This window comes from Parcubacteria group bacterium, assembly GCA_041657845.1.
Taxonomy (GTDB): domain Bacteria; phylum Patescibacteriota; class Minisyncoccia; order Moranbacterales; family JAKLHP01; genus JAKLHP01.
In genome coordinates, this window is sequence record JBBABD010000001.1 from 23817 (window position 1) to 45119 (window position 21303).

The following is a 21303-nucleotide window of genomic DNA, read 5'->3' on the forward strand; positions in this document are numbered from 1 at the left end:
CCTTAAACAAAGACGGATCCTTTCCCGTTTCCGTTTCTTCTTGTTGATAGTTTCCCGTCAACAAAAAATGTAATTTCCCCTCTCGCAGTGAGAACAGGATCTCCCGTATGATACGAATAGATTCTTCTGCATACCGGACAAACACAGGCATGAATCCAGCTCTGACTATTTAACTTTCCAACCTGAATTCTCACTTTATCAGAAATGCCGACACAGACCTCGGATCTACATTCGCATACAATTTCCATGTTGTTCCCTCCTTATTTTTTTGAAAACCATATTGAATCCATTATTATAAATCTATGGCGCAAAGTCAAATGCAAAACTTATGAAAAGCAACCTCGCCAAATCAGCTTTGTGGGTTACGTTTTCGGAGATATTGTTCAATCTCTCCGGTTTTGTGATTCACTCTGTTTTGGGAAGATTTTTGGGGCCGGCAGATTATGGAAGATACGGAATCATCATCACGCTTACAACGATGGTTATCATTCTGATTGGAAACGGAATTCCGACCGCCATGGCCAAATATATCAGCGAATATTTTGAAATCAATCCCAGAATGGTAAAAACGATCAAGAAACAGGCGATTGTTTTGCAAACTATTATCATCGGAGGAATAACAATTTTATTTTTCTTTTCCATTCCCCTCATCTGCAAAGCGCTTGGCGATCCGACTCTTATTCCGCTATTTAGAATATCCACGCTAATAATCCCCGCTTTCGCCGGTGCTTCTTTCTATTTTTCATACTATACCGGCCTTCACAGGTTCAATCTGCAAGCCACTCTCAAAACACTCAGATCGATTTTCCGAATAGTATTTGTCATCGGACTGGCTTATTTTTGGAAAGTTGAGGGTTCGATTGTTGGATATATTATAGCTCCCGGAGGCGTTTTTTTGGTAGCTTTTTTGATTGATAAATTTTACATTGGGCCAAAACTCAAAAAACAAGAAGAATTGCAAAAAAATATAGCTAGCGATAATCGTTCGGGATCCTTCGCCGCGGCGGCTCAGGATGACGTAAATTTTGACTGGCGAAAACTTACCAACTACGCTTGGCAAATTGTTGTATTCTTTTTGGCCTATGAACTTTTGATCAGCATTGACCTATATTTAGTAAAAGCAATTCTCCGAGACGACAATTTGACCGGAATTTATAACGCTGCGCTCACTGTTGGACGAATTCCCTATTATATTTTCTACGCTATGACAATTTTTCTCCTTCCCATGGTTTCTAAATCCACCTCCCAAAATAACCCGGAAGAAACCAAAAAAATCCTCGCTCAATCGCTCAGAATTATGCTGCTCCTCCTCGTTCCAATGATCGTCCTTATGTCAATTTATGCCAAACCGATTTTAATTGACTTCTACGGCGCAAAATATGCCCTTGGGGCGTTTCCGATGTCGATCTTGGAATACGGCATCGGATTTTTGACTATTTTCTATGTAATGAGTTTCGCCCTGAACGGCGCCGGAAAAACAAAAATGGTAATGAAAATATCAATTGTCGGTTTTTTGATAAACGCAATTTTAAATTATATTTTAATCAAAAAATATTCCATAACCGGATCGGCTATCGCCACTTCCATTGCCTCTTTTATTGTCGCTATTTGGATACTATATTATTTGTGGCGTGATTTCGGAGCTTTGATAAAAATAAAAACATTTTTGAAAACAATTTTCGCCGCAGCGCTAATGTATTTAGTCTCGCTGTTATTTTCAAAAGGAGAAATAGCCTTTATTGCTTGGTCGATTATTCTTTTCGTTTTCTATCTTTTTGTCCTATATATCTTAAAAGAAATCAAGAAAGAAGATCTGGAAATTGTCAAAACATTGATATTCAGAAAGAAAAAAGAAGAAGTAGAACAAGAATTATCCGGGAATGAGCCTAGCGCTTGAGCTCAATTGACTTAACAATTTGGTCTGGTACAATAGAATTAAATTGAATTAAAATCAGGGGAAAAAAGAGAAATGAATAGTGAAAAAATATCTGTCGTCATCCCGTGTTTCAACGAGGAAAAAAACATCCAAAGCAATATCAAAAAAATATTCAAATACCTCGAGGGAAATTTCGAAAATTTCGAAATAATAGCGGTAAATGACGGAAGCACCGATAAAACCATAGAGGAACTGAAAAATTTGCAAAACGAAATTCCGCTTGCCATAATGGACAATTACGAAAACGAAGGCAAGGGAAAAGTAGTATGCGACGGGATACTCAAAAGCAACAATAATATTGTGATGTTTTTAGATGCCGATTTGGCCATTCCCATTGAAGAGCTGGAAAAATTTATTGTCGAAATTAACAAGGGATATGACATAGCGATTGCTTCACGCTTTGTTCCTGGAGGAAAAGTGATCCAAAAAGTTCTCTGGTACCGCATAATAATGGAAAAAGCTTTCAGAATCATTCGAACGATAATAATCAATAATTATAAGGTCCGAGATACTCAGTGCGGCTTTAAAGTATTCAGAAGAGATGCGGCTATGAAAATTTTTCCGCTTATGACTATCAAGCGCTTTGCTTTTGATTCGGAAATCATATTTCTAGCCGGAAAATATAAATTTAAAATAAAGGAGCTTCCAATAACCCTTCAGAATCCGATCAGAAGCCATGTCAGAATATTTCGCGATCCTTTTAATATGCTTTGCGATCTTTTCAAGATAAGGATTAATGATGCAAAAAGAAAATATAAATTAAAAAAATAAATGTTTTCTTTAGAAAAAATTAAAGAAAAAAAATGGGAATTAATCTTCGTTTTGTCCCTGATATTTTTGGGGATTTTTTTGCGTACTTTCCATTTTTCCAAATGGCTCCACTTCGAAATCGACCAGTCTTATGATTATTTGATGGTTTCTCCCGCAGTAGAAAAAGGGATTGGAAATCTTCCGCTTCTAGGACCGACTGCCGGCGGCGGAAGAGCGCTCCGGCTCGGTCCGGCTTTCTATTATATGGAATATTTGAGCGCCAAAGTTTTCGGAAATAACCCGACCGGGCATGCCATGCTCGTTCTGATCCTTTCTATTTTTTCTCTTCCAATATTTTATTTATTTTCCAGAAGATACTTTTCCAAAAACATTTCTATCGGACTTCTGGCAATTTTTTCCACTTCGGTTTATATGGTTCTCTATTCCCGCTTTTCTTGGAGTCCGAACGTGCTTCCGTTTTTAACGCTTCTGACTTTTTACGCCTTGCTTCAAAGCGTCAGCGAGAAAGAAAAAAACAAAGACCGATGGTTTCTATTTTTCGCTTTTTTAATCGGAGTTTCGACTCAGATTCATTTCAATTCATTTTTCATTATCCCGGCAGTAGCAATTATATTTTTACTGATTAAACGCCCTAAATTCAAATTGAAAACTTGGGGCTTGGCTATCGCAATATTTCTGTTCTTGTATTCTCCAGTGATTGTTAACGAAATAAAAACTGGCGGACAAGATATCGCTTTTTTTCAAGAAAAAATATCTGGGGAATCAAGCGATGAAACAACCCAAGATCCAGGAAAGGATGACAAAAAATCCGGAGAAAAACTTTTTCAAAATTTCCGATATCACGCTTATGAATATTTTTTGATTATTAGCGGAAATGACACAATTAACGGCAACCGGCCCAAGGGATATGATTTGGGACTCACTTGCAAAACTTGCAGCGACAAACTGCCCTGGAGAACATCCGGATTGATATTGTTCCTCTTTGGAACAATATTGCTTGCTTGCAAACTAACAAAAGAAAAAGATAGTGAAAGAAAAAATTTCTTGCTGATATCAGCTCTTTGGCTTGCGGCTTCATTTCTTTATTTTTTCGCCATAACTTACGACGGACTTTATATTTATCCACGATTTTTCCTGGTCGTTGCGCCTCTGCCTTTTATTCTTCTCGGACTCATATTTGAAAGCCTTGGCGCTGATAAAAACAGAATAAGCCTTCTGGCTTTTGCGGCTGCGATATTATTTTTGTCCTTTGCAAACACGCAAAAATTAAAAGATGATTTCAGCCAGCTAAAAAATGCTCCCATCCAAGACAAGAAAGTGGAAAAAGAAGATGTTTTCCCTAATAATTATCGCGTCACGCAGGAGCAGCAGATTCTTATCACGGATTATATCGCATCCGAATTCAAACAAAATAGTTATCCTGTTTACATAAAAACCATTCATGAATATGAACCGGCATTTTGGTATTATTTGGGACAGAAGGGAATTTATTATTACGGAAAAATGAAACCCGAGACAGTTTATAAACAGGGAAATTATTTCTTGGTTCTCTATTCCTCCGACAGCAACAAGGAAATAAAAGAATATGGGGACACTTTCAATATTGCCGAAGAAAAAGAATTCGGCGTCCTTACTGTTTTTCAGTTAAATCCGAAACCGGCATCTATCACCGGCGAAAGACAAAGCGATTCGAAAAGAGAAACACCCGTTCAAGCGCAACAAATTTCCAAGCTTCTAACCTGGAAAAAATTATTTTCAAAGCAATAAACTGTCTTGAATCGCTATTTCTGATTTCCCCACCGATAAACCAGTACATCTCCCCTCACCTGAGGATTGCTGACTTTTGAAAAGTTTTTTTCGACATAATCGACAGCTTCACTGGAAATATAAGTTTCGTCATTGGTGGAAATAATAAACCATCCGCTTGGATTTTGACTGGCAATGTCCTGGATCTCGGCAACTGATAATTTTTCCTTGGAAAGTTCTCCTCCAAAATCAAAAACTTTTACTTTCGCTCCGCTCCAATAATAGTTTCGAAAATTTCTGGTTATCAGCGCATCTCCATCTTTTTTGTATTTTTTGAAATAAGTGAAAATTTTTCGATAATTGGGGTTGCTGGACTGGGATGTTTGGTTATAAGTATTGTCGCTGGTTTCAAAAAAGTAAGCATAATTAGGAAGAATCAAAAGTGAAATAATAATGGTCGTGAGATAGGCTTTCTTTCCGTAATTTTTCAAGTTTTCTTTGAAAAATTCAGCGGCAAAATATATTCCCGAGGCAATAAGGATTATTCCGAAAGATTTTATGAAAAAGATATATTGATTTCCGACATTTCTTCCCCACAAAAAAATCGCGGAAAAAAGAACAACAAAGAAAGACATTGCCAGAAAACTTCCTTCTTTTGACATTTTTTGCTTTTTGGAAATAAAATATATTCCCAAAATAATAAATATGAAAGCTAGGATTCCGTTGGTGTAATCAGAAAGTGAAATTCTTGCGTATTCGAAGTGGCTGGTAAAGAAAGTCAATCCGGCTGTAAACGAAACTACTGTTTTGGGAATTGCAATAATAGCTCCAATAATCCCTAAAATGCTTAGCCCGAAAATTACCGAATATTTGTTCAGGTGCGACTTGTTTTTGTTCCAATTCAAAACAGTCCAAAAAAGCAGGTAAAATCCGACTGCAAAAACGATATTGGCCGTGAGCTGGTGGGTCGCTAGGCTCAAAATTCCCACAGCAAGAGCGGGAATTAGGTATAGTGGGTTAATATCCCATTTTTCACTAATCTTCTTCAGAAAACCGATTTTGCCCTTATAATTGCTCTCCAGGAAACGAAATAAAAGCCAAGAGAGAGCGAGATAAACCGGCAAAAACATTGCGTACATCCGAAGTTTCCTATCAAACTCAATTCCGGAAGTACTGATAGCGAAAAGAAAAGCGCCAATTAGGCCTATCATCTTCTTTTTGGTAAAATCGGTTGCCACAAAATAAATTAGAGCTATTGTTAAGATTCCCCATAAAACGCTTATTGTTCGCGCCGTACTTTCCGTTGGAGGGAGAAAATTAAAAAGCTCGGCCACCTGCCATTTATATACTCCAGCGCGCTCATCTCTAGCTTGAAAAACGTTATCGGCATTCACTTTTTCAAAATTAAAATCCCAATTTTGCCAAATACCGGTTTTGAAATAAGCATAGGAAGAATTTATGTCCAAAAATTCATCTGCCACGAAAGAATTATTTCCCAACTTATAGAATCGGAGAAACGCTCCGAGCAGAATTATAATTATCAGCGCTGTGTAAATATTTTTTCTAGAAAACATATGAGCAAATTTACAATTTTCAATTTACAATTTTCAAACAATTTTCAATTTCCCAATTAATTAATTTTCAAACATTTGGAAATTTAGTCATTGTTTCGCCAGCCGGCGAATTCATTGTAAATTGATCATTGTTCATTGAAAATTATAAAGATTATTCTTCTTCCTCATCTTCACTTCCTGTGCTGTCGAATATTTCCTGCCAAGTATAGCGTTTTGGAACGCCTGCAGCGCTTTTGGATCCGCCAGAGTCTTCGAATATTTCTTCTTCCGCATTTATCGCTTCCGGCTTGGGAGCAAGCTGAATTACCATCAAAGTTCCGAACTGTTTTTTGTTTACATAATCGTAGGAGATAGAATAATCTTCCAAATGGCCTTCCAAATTGGAATCGGTTGGATAAACCAGAAAATAATTTCCATTTCTATAGACAGTATGGCCGTTAACCGCGTCCCTGAAATCGCTTTCCGGAATATCTCTCTGGCTCAGATCAAAAAGCAAAGACCTTCGATAAAAAGAACTGCTGTTGAGATATACTGGATATTTATTTTTTTGATAAAAACTTTCAATATAATTCGTTATCATATACTGCTGTTCCATTGTCACTCGCTGTCTTTCCTTCAAAATTCTGTCAGCGGAAACTTTTACCGTTTTATAGGGAGCATTTTTGAGTTCAGTAAATCTTAAATATGTCCTGTATAAGCTTGACGCAGAAAATCCCAATATAACAATTAATGCAACTGCGACAGCGATTCTTTGGGGAAAAATTTTCCCGATAAAATCTAATGTGAATCCCAAAAATATGAAAGGCAAAGCAGAAACCAGAAGCCAGAAGCGGGGAGAAATATCAAATGCTAAAGGCGTGAAAAGTCCAAATACGGCAATAAACCAGAGAGAAATCAGAACAATAAAGTCTTTTTTTCTTAAGTCCTTTTCAAAAACTAAGTTCTTAAGCATCAGCAAAAGACCCGAGGAAAATAATATAGCTGCCACTATTCCATATGGAAGTTCTTTTTTACATCCTTGGTCGCATAGAATATTCAGATTGGGATTCCGAAGAACGCGAGGGAGTTCGGAATTCTGAGAGCTGAGAATGAGAAAATGTCCGACAGAATTTTCGCTGTAATTCTTGACTATTTTCGCAAGAAGGCTTTTTTCGCTTTTTCCCTCCGTTTTTCCTGAAACAACTTCCTTAAATTCTTTGAAATTATCTCCTCCGGTTTTTATTTCATTCAAAATCACCGGGAAATTCATAAGCAGTATAATACCAATCGCTCCGGTCCAATAAGCCCACTTTATTTTCGGCCTTTTGATGATCAGAAACGCCGCCGTGATGACCGGAAAAGAAACATAAGCCAAAAAATGAAGCTGGGTGGCGACTGATATGAAAAAAGCCGCCGCCAAAAGCCACTTTCCTTTGTTCTTTTCTTCCCTATCGACTGCTCTAAGCAATGAATAGATTGCAAGAATAGTGAATAATGGAAGCGGATTTGGATTCCAGCTGAAACGGGAATACATTACTAGAAATAGCGAGGTTGAAAACAAAAGAAGCAGGCCGATGGAAGTCCATTTATTAAAATACCTTCTGACTAAAATATAGAAAGCGGGAATAGCCAAAATTCCGAATATCATTATTATGGTTGCTATCCCAGAAGGAGTATTTCCAAAAACTAGTGAGCTTAAATATTTGAAGTAATAAAAAACCGGTCCAAGCCTTAAAAACGATCCAGCCGCTTTCGGTCCCAAAAGAGGCAACGCTCCCGGCCCTTCTTTGATTGCCAAGTCGATTACTTTGGCATCGCGCGACTGATCCAACTCAAAATGAAGCCAATCGGAAAAATGATAGAAACGCAGAAACGCGCCTAGCAAAAGTACGACCAAAAAAACGATATAAAAGTACCTTTTCTTGAAAGAATTGAAAGCTTTATTTTTCATAAATTTGCCTGTATAATTGTTTTGTAGGCTATTTTAAATATTAGGCTATTTTTAACATTTTAGCAATAACCAAATATATCAAAAAAATGAACTATTCAAAAATTAAAAAAATTCTCAATCTGGAAAATTCCTTGCTTCTTTTCATTTCGATTGTTTCAGCCATAAATACTTTCTTATATGTTTATTTTAAGCTTCATAAAGCCAACCTTTTCGACTCAATCGGCGATGGAAAAATTGGTTTCATTTATTTTTTCATTATTATTTCTTCTCTGGCCGTTTTGGCTTATGTCTTTAGGAATCCGGCTGGAACTGCCTATACAGTCAAAAAGTTTCTTCTGACTTTCCTGCCTATGGAATCGATTTTGATTTATGGATATCTGTTTAATAAAATCGGCTATGACAAAACGATTTTCAATTATACATTGAGACCCTTCATAGGAATTTATCTTGCATTTGCCGGTTTTTATTTTCTTTTTAAATATAAAAAATACAAAAAAATAAAGGATTTTTTCAAAGATTTCAGGGAAGAAAAAAATGAAGAAATTGCCGTTTCGCCAAAAGACATTTCTTTCCGGGGAAAAATTATTTTCTGGTTTAAAAAAAGAGGGATTCTGGCGACATTAATAATCCTTTCTGTAATAGCCTTGAATTTGGGATTTGGAAGCTATCACCTAGCCAAATTTGCCGCTGTTGATGAACCGCTTTGGACGCATGATCGGATTCCCAAATTTTGGACCAATGTGCTGGATGGAGAATTCAATAAAACAATGGTCAGTGACAAGCCGGGAATAACCGTGGCCATAATTTCAGGCGCTGCTATGAATTGGACAAACCCGACTTATTACAAAAGTTCGAGCTGGGACGGAAATGCTCTGGAGGAATATTTAGGGCTAGAGAATCTTAATTTTAATCTCAGGTTTCCCATCCTTTTCTTCAATTGCCTGATGCTTTTGGTCTTTTATTTTTTCATCAAAAAATTATTAGGAAAAACTGTTGCGCTTATTTCTTTTATTTTGATCGGGCTTTCTCCTTTGCTTCTGGGAATTTCCACCATCGTCAATCCGGACAGTCTTCTTTGGATTTTCGCTCCCCTTTCTTTAATCGCTTATCTTGATTATCTCAAAGAGCACAGGAATAAATATTTGTACTGGACAGGAATATTTTTGGGTCTGGCCGTTCTGACAAAATATGTGGCTAACATTCTCTATGTTTTTTTCTTTGGAATGATTTTTCTGGAATATATCGTAAATAAAGTAAAATATGAGAAAACGAGCATTGCCGAATATTTTAAAAAAACTTTTGCCGATTATTTTGCGATAGTTTTTTTCTCTCTTCTGACTTTTTCCCTACTTCTTCCAGCTGCTTGGGTTGATGTTAACAGGGTTTTGGAAGGAACTATTCTTTCCAAAGCTTTCACTTCAATCTGGCCATTATTTCTTTGCATTATCGGGCTTGTTCTGGCTGACATATTTATATTCAAAAATAAAATAATCGCTCCCGTTCTTGATTTTCTTTCTAAATATAAATCATTTTTTGTTATCGCCATCAATTTGATATTTGCCATCCTGACAATAGCAACCATTGCTAACACTTATTCTGGAATGAGGTTATACGATTTGGAATCCATTTTGGCCTCACCCAAATCTTCCAAAAGTTTCGGAGGATTTTTGGGACTTATGCTGGCTAATTTTTATTCGCTGATTTTCGGCCTCACTCCTCTAGCTTTTCTGGCTCTGCTTTTTTCTACTATAACCAACATCTTTCCCAAGAAAAAAAATGCTAAGGAAACTGCAACTTGGTTCACGTACATCATTCTTTTCATTATTTTTTATTATTTAGCTTCTACCGCCGAAGGAGTAAGCGCTACTGTCAGATATCAAATACTCCTCTATCCCCTAGCGATGATTCTTTCCGCTATCGGAATTTATCAATTTGTAAATATCGAAAAGATTAAAAAACATCTAGTTCTCGGTTTTGTTTATCTGGGAATTTCAATCATTAGCCTGTACAACCTTAATTCAATTCGACCTTTTTATTTCAGCTATGCGTCCGACCTCTTGCCCAATCAATATGTTTTAAATCTCAAAGATATGGGGGATGGAAGCTATGAAGCAGCTGATTATCTCAATAAATTGCCTAATGCCCAAGAATTAACCGTTTGGACTGACAAAAGAGGCGTCTGTTCTTTTTTTACGGGAACTTGCAAAAGCGGATTTGATTCGAAAACTTTGAATGAAAATATCGACTATTTCGTGGTTTCATCTGGACGAGAATCAAGAACTGGGAAAATGACAGCCGGAAGAGCGCAAAACGGAGAAAAGGCAATCATACAATTAGGACAGTTATATAATCAAAAAAACTACGACTACAAATTGGAAATCGGAGGAAGGCCCGACAATTTTGTTAAAATTGTATCAACAAAGAATATAAAGGAATAAATAATAATTCATAACATTTTTATGCCAAATCTCAAAGACTCGATCAAAAAAAACAAAAAAACTATAATCATATTGGCTATTATACTTTTCGCAGGGATATTTTTGCGAACCTATAAATTTCACGATTGGCTGAGATTTAGCAAGGATCAATCCAGAGACGCGCGGATAATCAGTAATGCTGCTTTGCGAGGAGATCACCTCCCATATCTGGGACCGAACGCCGGAACGACAAAATTCCGATTGGGACCAATCTACTATTATTTTTCCTACGCTTCAGAAAAAATATTCGGAGTCTACCCTGACAAAATGGCCTACCCCAGTGTTTTCTTTTCAATTCTTTCTATTCCTCTTCTGTATTTTTTCCTCAAGGAATTTTTCAACAGGAAAATATCCCTAGCAATGACGGCGCTAATGAGTGTTTCCTATTTTATGATAATAAATTCCCGCTTTTCTTCCAATCCAAACCTCATCACTTTTTTCGCCCTCCTCTATTTTTATGGATTACTTAAAATACTAAATGATCCAAAAGGAAAATACGCTCTTTTTTGGAGCGCGCTTGCCGGAATAGGAATAGGGGTTAGCATTCAACTTCATACTACTCTTTTAATAACAATGCCAATAATGACAATCTGTATTTTTGCTTACCTGTTTTTTAAAGAAAAATCCATAAAATCTTCGGCCATTTGGAAAAGTTTGCTGGCTGTTATTTTATTTTCCTTAATCCTCAACACTAGCCAGATATATTCTGAAATCGATTCGCACGGAAGCAACACGAAACTTTTCTTCAAAGGATTTGCTAAGAGTTCCGAAAAGGACAGCAACCTCGCAAAAAGTGTTTTTCTTATCGCATCCTGCCAGATCCAAGCTAATACTCATATAATTTCTTCCTTTCAGGATGACATAAATTGCGAAAATGTTTTCAGATCACCCGACCCAAAAACGGAAAACCAAGTTTTATACTATTTCGGAATGGCTATAACTATTCTCTTTTCTCTGATTGGATATTTCCTTCTTTGGAAGCGTTTCAGAAGAGAAAAGGATGCAAAAAAGAAAAACTTTCTCGGATTAGTTATCCTGTTTAATTTTCTTTCATTTATAATATTGATTCCGATTGCCAACATCATATTCGTCGGATATTTCATCAATCTATTTTTTATTCCTCTTGTTCTTCTGGGTATTTTTATTGAAGAATCGCAAAATAAATTCGGAAAAATTGGAGTTAATATTGCAATATTGGCAGTTACTCTTCTTATTGCTTCTTCTCTGGTGAGAGATGGATTTGCAGCTGATAGATACGCAAAGGGACTGGAAAATAATTCCAAAAACAGTACCCTAGGAGAAGTAGAACTGATGCGCGATTATATATTCTCTAGTTTGAACGGTTATAATCATTTTTATTTTTCCGGACACGGCAACGCTCTTACCAGTCGATTTTTCGCTCCCATTGAATATTTTTCCAAAGAAGCCGGCATAAAAATAGAAGGAACCTCTCTGGATTCGTCCCGCGATGATAGAAAAATCGACAAGAACGCTCCGATATTTTACATTGAAGAAAATAGCGTTGGAAACAACAAACTGGGACAAATAAGAGAAGGACACGTTATAATTTCCAGCCAAAAATTCTCCAGCCAGACTATTTTAATTCTAAAACACTAAAAAATCCTTATGATTAAAAATATATTTGAAAAAATTATTACTTTTTTCGGGAAAAATAAAAAAACAATTATCCTTGTCATTTTGCTAATAGTTGCCGGAGGATTATATTATGAATTTATTTATCTCGCCAAGCCGAATATTGAAAACAAAAAATCAATAGAAGCCGCCCTTGTCGCCGATATTCACGTTGGTCCAGAAAAAAAGGGGCATAGTGAAAATGCCATTGTCCACCCCAAAGAATACAAAAATAATTTGAAACCGCTTATTGATTCAAAACCAGATTTGATTATTACCTTGGGAGACAATGTAAATGACAATAAAAAATGCCACCCGTACGCCGATGATTTAAAAAAATATCTTTCTAAATTCAATGTACTTTGGGGCAAGGGAAATCATGACAAAGATTGTTTTCCTGTTTTTAGCGAACAAGCCTATTATTATCATGATTATAGCAATGCTGGATGGAGAATTGTTATGCTGGATCACGACATTGATATTGACCCTGATGAACTCAATTGGCTCCGCGAAACATTGAAAACCGACAAGAAAGTTTTAATTGTCACTCATGTTCCCTTTTTCTCTCCCAGCCGAGATGAAAACGCCCTGCTTCCGCAATATACTGATGCGGAAAAAGTCATTTCCGAAAGCGGAAATGTGAAATATGTTTTTATGGGACATTTGCACAGCCGCCTTTGGGACAAAGAATATAACGGTGTGCATTATTACATCATTCCTTCCGTCTCCGGAGACGAATATCCAAAGTATTTTATGAAACTAACCTTAAATTAAAAACAATGGAATATTTGAAAAAAATTATTAAAAACGAATACGCAATCTTAGCCATTGTAATACTTGTCGCCATATTTTTAAGATCGTATCAGCACAAAAATTTTCTTGGTTTTCATCTGGATCAGTCAAGAGACGCCATAATCGTCGGCGATTTTATAGATGATTTTTCAAAGATTCCTCTTCTCGGACCCCACACCAGCGGCAGTAATCTGCAATTGGGACCGGCTTATTATTATCTTCAAGCCATTCCCGTCTTTTTTTTGGGAAAAAGCCCGGAAAATTTTGCTCTAGCTGACTGGTTTTTTTCTATTCTCTTTGTTTGGCTCTTGTATTTTTTCCTTCGCCTGTATTTTTCCAAAAATATTTCCCTGTTACTTTCGGCTATGGCCGCCGTTTCGCTTTTCTTGGTGATTTACGGACGCTTTGCTTGGAATCCCAATTCGCTTCCTTTTCTCACGCTACTGGCGCTTTTCGGACTCCTCAAAGCCGACTGGAAAAATACTGTCCGCCCTGAATGGTTTTATCTGGGCATATTCGGAGCTGCTGTCGCCACTCAGCTCCATTATGTCTATTTTTTCATGGCGCCTATTATCTTCATTGCTTATATCGCCGTCTGGAAGCCGCGTTTGAAAATAAAGCATTATTTAGCAGGGATTCTTATCATCTTAGCAGTCTATTTCCCTATGGTTATCAGCGAAATAAAAACCGGCGGCGCGAATACCCAGTTATTAATAAAAAATACTTTCGAAAGAGGCCTCGAGGGCGGAGACAACAAACACAACGTGATCGACAAAGCCTTCTATGCTTACCAAAAATTGCAGATGACCAACTGGCAAATAATCACGTCCGACGAACACGGAAGTTCTATGCAGCTTTCCAAAAAATTTATCCCTGTCTGCAAGAAGGAATGCCGGAATGATTTTCCCTTTTTCATTCTTCAAACTTTTCTTTTTGTTTTCGGTCTTTGGGCCGGAATTTCTTCTTACCGCCGCGAACAGAATCGGGACCGGAAAAAATATATATTTTCGACCTGGCTATGGCTTGGATCAATGTTTATAATTTCCATTCCAATAATATACAATATGAGTCCGCATTATTATTTGGCGGCTGCGGCTCCTTGCTTTGTGTTTTTAGGAATATCGCTTCAAAAAACAAGCAACTGGGGGAAATATGGAAAAATAATTATACTTTTCCTGTCTGCCGCCATCATTCTTTTTAATTTAAGAAACACTTTGATCTATTTGAGAGAACACGCAGCCAGCGCCAAAGGAGAAGTGGAAAATACCATTGGACGAGAGCTTTATAATGATAAGAAAATCACATTGGAACAATTAGAAGAAACAGTTAAATACATCAAAGAACACAGAAATCCAAATACAACCGTGAGAATTGCAGCTGATAATTCTTACGCCCGAGCCGTATTTTATCTTCTGAAGCATCAAGAAAATATACCCGCCTGCTATACCAAAACCAGCGCTTTTCATCCATCAGGAAGTCTGGATTATTTTTTGGTTTACCGCTTGGGCGTTAATCAGGAAATGCCACAAGATCTGGAAGGGCAATTTTCTATTCGCAGCCAAGAAAAAATCGGCAATCTGCTGATAATAGATGCCGAGGCGAAAAATCCAGGAGGGAAGCCGGGAAAAGATGAGAAATGCTTTGACTATTTGTAATCAAGTTTGCCTAAAGGCTATTCCTGCCAAAACCAGCGATAAGAAAGAAGATCGAATGTCCTATAGTTTCCTTCCATTCCTTCAAGAAGAAAAGCCGGCATTCCGACATATTCGATGCCGTTTTTTTCTTTTTGCCACGGAAGATGCAGATGCCCGGAAAAAACATATTTAACATTTTTCTTTTCAAATTCCTCAATCAGAGGCCTGTAAACAGGATGGATTCTTTCCGCATTATCCCAATCCCAAACCGGATGATGCATTGCCACAATTATATTTTTTTCGGTATCGGAAACCTCTCTGAACCAATCCAATTGCTTCTTGGTTATTCCTTCTTTGTAAGGATCATTTTCTGATTTATCATTCGTATCCAGAACGATGATTCTCCAATTGTCGTAATCTTCGTAGAAATAGGTTCCATTTATTCCTAAATAATTTATAACATCTTCTTTGTCGTGATTTCCCCTGGCCCATAAAACCTCCATTCCGGATTGATCGATGATATCTTTCATCACTTGGGCATATTTAAGCGATGGGGTATTAAACTGATCGCCAAGCGAAACAAGAAGACTAACGCCTTCCAACTTCATTTCATTTAGCGCTTCGGGAAGAAATTCCACAAAATCAGCTGGATATATCACATTTCCGGGCGTATTTTGCTCCATTGATCTTCTGTCTTGGCTGCCGGCATGTATATCAGACACAAAAGAAACTCTAAAAACTTTTTTTTCGAGAATTTCAGGACAGTCTCCGTCCAAAAGCTTTCTAGAAAAAATAAATCCCAAAATAAAAAAAGTAAGAAAACAGAAAAAAAGCAAGACAAAAACAAATATTTTTATTTTCATTGATTTTTCCATTTTAAAGCAATCAAAAAAACAAACCTATTTTTTAATCCTGATCCATTTGCCGAAGTCGCGTTTCCCTTTTAGATAAATCGGAAAGGCTGTGATATTGGCCAATCCTTGAAGAAAACGATTAAGAATCGCTACCATAACTACCGCTGAAATATTAATCCCTAGCGGAACAAAAAAAGCCGCATAAGCCCATTCCTTGAGCCCTACTCCCGCCGGTATGGAGGAAACGATGCTTATGAGAAAAATGACCGAAAAATAATCCCAAATATTTATGTTGATCCCCAGACTCCAGAACAAAACCAGATTAGCTAGTCCTACTCCGATTAAATTAAAAAGAAAAGAATAGGCCAAAGATTCAAAGAAAATTTTCTTGTTTTTTCCAAAACTAGACAGCTCGCGCAAAAAATTTACCGCTTTATCAGGAAGATATCCGAGAATTTTCTTGGCAAAAGCGGTTTTTCTGGTTTTAAAAAAAATAGTCAGCCCGATCAGCAATCCCAAAATAATCAAATTAGCCACAGTGATAAAATAAATTCCTGAAGCTTTTTGAAAATTAAGAATAAAGAAAATCGGCGACATCAGCATAAGAGCCAAGAGTCCGGTAAAACGATCCGCTACCACTGTCGAAGAAGCCTCGGAATATTTTTTTTCTTTTTTCCCGATTTGATATGCCCGAAAGATATCCCCTCCAATTGTTGAAGGAACAAAATTATTAATAAACGCTCCAGTCAGGTATAACTTGAAAAAATTTAAGAAAGAATCTTTCAGGCCCTTGTGAAGACAAAGTTTTTGCCACTTTCTGGTAGAAATAAAAAGTCCCAGGAAAATAACTGCCAGATAGGCTATGACCTGCCAAATTTCAATTTTTCTGAGGTATTGCCATGATTCGCCCCAATCGACCTTAACAATAAGAAATCCAATAAAAACAGCACTTAGCAGAATTTTTAAAATAAGTTTTATGGTTTTATTTTTCACAAGAATATAATCCGTTAATTCTTTAATTCGTTAATTCGTTAATTTCATAATAAATCTTCACATATTGAACTGCCACTTTTTCCCAGCTCATCGTTTCGGCTTTTTTCCGACTCTCATCCCCCATCTCAGCTCTTAGTTCTCTGTCTTTTGCTAAAGTTTCTAATTTTTCCGCAATATCCTGGCTGTCTTTCATTTTAATGATAAACCCATTCACTCCCTCCTCCAGAAGTTTTCTGGCTCCCCCAGTATCAGTTGCCACAAGAGGAAGACCGGACGACAAAGCTTCAAGCATCGCATTGCTCATTCCTTCATTAAGAGACGGCAAAACGAAGATGCTAGCTTCCTGATAATACGGAAAGGTTTCTTCCCGCGGAATGCGGCCGGTAAACTCCACATTCTTTTTTATTCCCAATTCTTTGGCCAGTTTTTCCAAATTTTCTTTTTCATTTCCATCCCCCATTACTTTCAAATATATTTCAGGATATTTGGAAATTAAAGTCCTAATCGCTTCCAGCAAATAATTAATTCCTTTTCTAGCTGTCACTCTTGAAGCTCCAACGGTTATGATCAGCTTGCCATCGGGCCTTTTTTTCGGATCCGGAGTAAAATCTGAAATATTAATTCCATTGGGAATGACTCCGATTTCTTGTTTCAAATTAGTTTTTAATGCTAGCTCTTTTAAATCATTGCTGTTAGCAATCACTCCTGAAGATTTTTTCCAGATAAGCCTTGTCAGGGGTTTGATGAATTTATATAAAAATATAAAACGATCGCTGTATCCCGGAACGTCGCTGCCGCGAAGAGAAATAATATACGGAATTTCATACTGCCATCTCAGAAGAAGCGAAATGAATCCGCAAGGAATTGTGAAAAACGAATGACTTAAATCATATTTATTCTTTCCGACAAGTTTTTTGGAAAAAAAATAAGCCTTCCAGAGATAAACCAACAGATCTTTTTGCGACTGATAATGCAGATTGTTTTGGTTTTTTCCAATCGGAAGCCGGTGAATGAAAATATTTTCTCCGATTTTATCAAGATGATAATTGGAATCTATGGAAGATGTGATCAAATCCACTTCCAAGCCGGAAATCTTGGAATATTCTTCCAAAATATAGGCGGTGGCATTGGCCGCCCCGCCGCCCAGCGGCGGATATTCGTAATTGAAGAAAAGTATCTTCATATAACATATAGCATAAAACATATAACAATATGCTATGTCTTTTGCTTTTTTAATTTATTGTCTTGTTACATGCTACATGTTTCATGTTACATGAATTTTAGTTCCTTCCCACTCCCACATATTCAAACCCTTCTTTCCTAATCGTTTCGGGATCATAGACATTTCGAAGATCAACGAAAACCTTGCCTTTCATTATTTTTTTGAGTTTGTCAAAGTCAAGTGAACGATATTCATTCCATTCGGTCATCAAAATTAAGCAATCAGCATCTTTGAGCGCCTCGTATGGATCATCGACATAAATAAGTTCTGGCATATATTTTTTGGCTTCTTCCATTCCGTGAGGATCAGTCGCCACAATTTCCGCTCCTTTTTCTTTTAGGGCTGGCAAAATAGTCAGTGCGGCTGAATCGCGCATATCATCGGTTTCCGGCTTGAAAGTAAGTCCCAGACTGACAATTTTCTTTCCCGCTTCGCTCCCGCCCAAAGCTTTTCTGATTTTCCCTACCATTCTGGCTTTTTGCGCGGAATTTACTTCAATTACCGTTTCAACAATTCGAATCGGAGATCCGTGTTCCTGCGCAATCCGGCAAAGCGCCAACGTATCTTTAGGAAAACAGGAACCGCCATATCCCGGTCCGGCATGAAGAAATTTCTTTCCGATTCTTCCATCCAATCCCATACCCTTCGACAAGTCAACCACATTGGCTCCGATTGCTTCGCAGAGATTGGCAATTTCATTAACAAAACTGATTTTAGTCGCCAGAAAAGCATTAGATGCATATTTGATAAGTTCAGCTGTCTGAAGATTAGTGAAAACGATCGGAGTTTCAATGAGATATAATGGTTTGTAAATTTCTCTCATCGCATCTTCAGCTTTTTTGCTGCTAACCCCAACCACTACCCTATCCGGATGCATAAAATCTCCAATAGCTGATCCTTCGCGCAAAAATTCCGGATTGGAAGCCACGTCAAAATCAGCTTCCGGATTAGCTTCTTTGATTACCCTTTTCACTTCTTTGGCTGTTCCGACTGGTACAGTGCTTTTATCCACAATCACCGTGTAATCCTTGAGCCACGGAGCAAATTCTTTGGCTGCTTCATAAACATAAGTCAAATCAGCATATCCATCGCCACGTCTGGAAGTTGGAGTTCCCACCGCAATAAAAATCGCATCCGCTTCTCCGATAGCTTTCTTGGCTTCGGTGGTGAAAGTTAATCTTCCCGATCTCACATTTTCCGCCACCATTTGATCTAATCCCGGTTCATAAATTGGGATTATTCCTTTTTTGAGATTTTCAATTTTTTTCTCGTCCTTGTCCACGCACGTAACAAAATGTCCGAACTCCGAGAAGCAAGTTCCGGAAACAAGACCGACATAACCGGAACCAATTACTACAATCTTCATTTTATCAATTTATGAAATATTCGGATAATGAAATAAAAATACTTACTTTATACCTAAATGTATCCTATGACATTTTCCCGATTTCATTATTAATGATTAATTTATTTTTTATTAAAATTATTCAATCAGCAAATAATCGAGCCTGCCTTTTCTCCCAGTATTATTTTTTTCAAAGTTCCTTTTTTGTAAATATTGAAAACAACTACGTGCAAACCATTGCTTCTGCACAATTCAATAGCCGATTTGTCCATTACTTTTATTTTATCATTTTTGAAAGCTTCTTCAAGCGTCAATCTATCAATTTTTTTAGCTTTAGGATTATTTATTGGATCATCATTATAAACTCCATCTACTTTTGTAGCCTTAAATATTGCTTGGCATCCTACTTCTAACGCTCTCATTGTTGCAGCTGTATCAGTTGTAATAAAGGGGAGGCCGGTTCCCCCTCCAAATATGACAATCCTTCCCTTCTCAAGATGTCTAATAGATTTTCTCCTAACATAACTTTCTGCAATTTGTTTCATCTCTATGGCAGACTGTAATCTTACCTGAAGTCCTCTTTGCTCTAAAATATCTTGAAGAGCCATTCCGTTAAAAATGGTGGCTAGCATTCCCATGTAATCAGCCGTAGCTCTATCCAAACCATTTTTACTGCCTGCAACTCCCCTAAATATATTACCCCCGCCCACAACAATAGCTATTTCTATTCCTAGCTTATGCGCTTCAAAAATTTCTGAAGCAATATAATTCATAAAAATTGGATCAATCCCATATTCTCTTTCTCCTTTCATAGCCTCACCGGATAGTTTAAGCAATATTCTCTTGTAATTCATTTTTTTACTCATTTTTATTTATATAGAATTTACACTTTTTAGCAAAAACTGCAAAAGTTTATAAATCTATAAATCAAAATAATTTAACATTTACTAGAGGATTTCTGCCCTTGTATCTTTTTGATGCCGATTGATAAACAGCACTACATAGGCTTATCCCGTTTTTATGACTAGTTATCTCTGAAACAGGATTTATTTTATTTCCTTGAATAAATGAAATAAATTCTAAGATTGCTTCTCTCCTAGCATCTTCTTGGTGTCCTCTTGACCTTCCATGAAGATAGTTTTTACCCAATTCCTTAATGCTAAATTTTTCGTAATTTTTCCATTCAGAAAAATAATTGTCATTTCTGAAAACATGAATATCCAAATGATATTCATTTCCTACTTCATACAAATTATTTGTAATATTAGGTTTTACTTCTCTCGATTGAAATGAATTGAAATGAATTGCCTGAAACGGACCTTGCTCTATGATATGCGACTCATGTCTTATCCGTCCATTTCCTTTATACAAATCCTTTCCGGCTAAACTCAACCAACCTCTTTTAGAAAAACCATTATGAACGAGATTGACACTAGCTAAAGTAATAATAGACTTATCTCTCTTGAAAGCAAAGGAGCAGAAAGAATCTATTTCTCCAAAACGTTTATATAATTTCTTTAATTTTTCGAAATTATACTTGTTATATGAATTAAAACTAGGAAAAATCTTCTCATAATCTTCCTTTCCAATCTGATTCAAAAAATCCGAAGGCCTCATAAAATTTGAAAATACATCGACATTGTTTGCCTTTTTTCCCTCATCAGCCGCTTTCATGAGCCACATAATTATATCAAAAAAATGATAACCGCTATGTGAACATTTTCCATAACCATGGTTAAATGAATGGTAATCCACATCCATAATCTCATTTGGCAATCTCCACTGCCCATCGGAATGGAAAGATTGAATTGATGTTATTGGACAATTCGTTTTGTCAAACACCTCCCTGACTAGATTTCTAATTTTTTCAAAAGCAGGATGATATCTTCTTTGAACTGCTAAACTGAATAATATTCTTACGTATTTTTTCTTGGCCTTTTCGTAAACTTTAATAATTTTTTCATAATCATTAATTAATTTTTTCGCTGAAAATTTTGAGGTACTCAAATTATTATGCACCGACAATGGCTTATCCATCAAAACATTCAGTCCTTTTTCTAGCGCCCACTGAGCATAAACAATATGACTTTCTGGACCAGTAGAAATAATGACCCCTTGAATGGAAAATTTATCAACAATCTCATCTAGCTTCATTTTTATCGAAGATCTCAACCCATTGGATTTGAAATCTTTAGATAAAAAATAATGCATCTCCAGACTGGGATTACCTTTTTCAGAAAGATAATTCTCAATATCATCCTTTTTTTCTATGAGATCTAAAACACAAACAATCCGAAAATTATATTTTTCTCCATCCTTTAAAAACACAGGAAAATATATTCTTTTTGCATGAGATCCTAGACCAATAAGCAGCACATTTGTTATTTTTTTATTCAT

At 36.7% G+C, this 21303-nt stretch carries 16 protein-coding genes; 7 read left to right on the forward strand and 9 right to left on the reverse strand.

Annotated elements, in window-relative coordinates; all coding sequences use genetic code 11:
* Nucleotides 1-2: 2 nt before the first annotated feature.
* Nucleotides 3-248, reverse strand: coding sequence for a hypothetical protein (locus tag WC906_00130; GenBank protein ID MFA5776845.1), 246 nt, complete (start codon nt 246-248; stop codon nt 3-5).
* A gap of 80 nt (nt 249-328) precedes the next feature.
* On the opposite strand from WC906_00130, the gene WC906_00135 reads away from it, so the two are divergent.
* The 3 genes from WC906_00135 to WC906_00145 all read left to right on the forward strand — a co-directional run bounded on the left by WC906_00135 (nt 329) and on the right by WC906_00145 (nt 4474).
* Nucleotides 329-1897: a flippase gene (locus WC906_00135; GenBank protein ID MFA5776846.1), complete on the forward strand. Its 1569-nt coding sequence runs from the start codon at nt 329-331 to the stop codon at nt 1895-1897.
* Nucleotides 1898-1969: 72 nt separating this feature from the next.
* The gene (locus WC906_00140) at nt 1970-2707 is read left to right on the forward strand and encodes a glycosyltransferase (protein ID MFA5776847.1); all 738 of its coding nucleotides are present in this window, start codon (nt 1970-1972) and stop codon (nt 2705-2707) included.
* Nucleotides 2708-4474 carry a glycosyltransferase family 39 protein gene (locus tag WC906_00145; GenBank protein MFA5776848.1) on the forward strand — a complete coding sequence of 589 codons (1767 nt, stop codon included), beginning with the start codon at nt 2708-2710 and terminating at the stop codon, nt 4472-4474.
* 14 nt (nt 4475-4488) lie between these two features.
* Here the strand turns inward: WC906_00145 and WC906_00150 are convergent, their stop codons facing one another.
* Both WC906_00150 and WC906_00155 read right to left on the reverse strand, forming a co-directional pair.
* On the reverse strand, nt 4489-6027 hold the full coding sequence (locus WC906_00150) for a glycosyltransferase family 39 protein (protein ID MFA5776849.1): 1539 nt from the start codon (nt 6025-6027) through the stop codon (nt 4489-4491).
* Between the two features lie 151 nt (nt 6028-6178).
* Nucleotides 6179-7957: a glycosyltransferase family 39 protein gene (locus WC906_00155; GenBank protein MFA5776850.1), complete on the reverse strand. Its 1779-nt coding sequence runs from the start codon at nt 7955-7957 to the stop codon at nt 6179-6181.
* A gap of 86 nt (nt 7958-8043) precedes the next feature.
* Here WC906_00155 and WC906_00160 point away from each other — a divergent pair, with 86 nt between their 5' ends.
* Genes WC906_00160 through WC906_00175 form a run of 4 tightly spaced genes read left to right on the forward strand, consistent with a single transcriptional unit; the run spans nt 8044 to nt 14513 of the window.
* Nucleotides 8044-10395, forward strand: coding sequence for a glycosyltransferase family 39 protein (locus tag WC906_00160; protein ID MFA5776851.1), 2352 nt, complete (start codon nt 8044-8046; stop codon nt 10393-10395).
* Nucleotides 10396-10416: 21 nt separating this feature from the next.
* Entirely contained in the window at nt 10417-12051 is a 1635-nt protein-coding gene (locus WC906_00165; GenBank protein ID MFA5776852.1) for a glycosyltransferase family 39 protein, read from the forward strand.
* A 9-nt stretch (nt 12052-12060) separates the two neighbouring features.
* On the forward strand, nt 12061-12840 hold the full coding sequence (locus WC906_00170) for a metallophosphoesterase (protein ID MFA5776853.1): 780 nt from the start codon (nt 12061-12063) through the stop codon (nt 12838-12840).
* Between the two features lie 5 nt (nt 12841-12845).
* Complete coding sequence (locus WC906_00175; GenBank protein ID MFA5776854.1) at nt 12846-14513, forward strand: glycosyltransferase family 39 protein; 1668 nt, start codon at nt 12846-12848, stop codon at nt 14511-14513.
* 17 nt (nt 14514-14530) lie between these two features.
* Here the strand turns inward: WC906_00175 and WC906_00180 are convergent, their stop codons facing one another.
* The 6 genes from WC906_00180 to WC906_00205 all read right to left on the reverse strand — a co-directional run bounded on the left by WC906_00180 (nt 14531) and on the right by WC906_00205 (nt 21303).
* A complete protein-coding gene (locus WC906_00180) occupies nt 14531-15355 on the reverse strand; it encodes a metallophosphoesterase (GenBank protein MFA5776855.1) in 825 nt (274 codons plus the stop codon).
* Nucleotides 15356-15391: 36 nt separating this feature from the next.
* Entirely contained in the window at nt 15392-16339 is a 948-nt protein-coding gene (locus WC906_00185; protein MFA5776856.1) for a lysylphosphatidylglycerol synthase transmembrane domain-containing protein, read from the reverse strand.
* A gap of 22 nt (nt 16340-16361) precedes the next feature.
* Complete coding sequence (locus tag WC906_00190) at nt 16362-17522, reverse strand: glycosyltransferase family 4 protein (protein ID MFA5776857.1); 1161 nt, start codon at nt 17520-17522, stop codon at nt 16362-16364.
* 97 nt (nt 17523-17619) lie between these two features.
* Nucleotides 17620-18927 carry a UDP-glucose/GDP-mannose dehydrogenase family protein gene (locus WC906_00195; protein MFA5776858.1) on the reverse strand — a complete coding sequence of 436 codons (1308 nt, stop codon included), beginning with the start codon at nt 18925-18927 and terminating at the stop codon, nt 17620-17622.
* 125 nt (nt 18928-19052) lie between these two features.
* Nucleotides 19053-19772, reverse strand: coding sequence for a UMP kinase (pyrH, locus tag WC906_00200; protein MFA5776859.1), 720 nt, complete (start codon nt 19770-19772; stop codon nt 19053-19055).
* A gap of 61 nt (nt 19773-19833) precedes the next feature.
* On the reverse strand, nt 19834-21303 hold the full coding sequence (locus tag WC906_00205) for a hypothetical protein (protein ID MFA5776860.1): 1470 nt from the start codon (nt 21301-21303) through the stop codon (nt 19834-19836).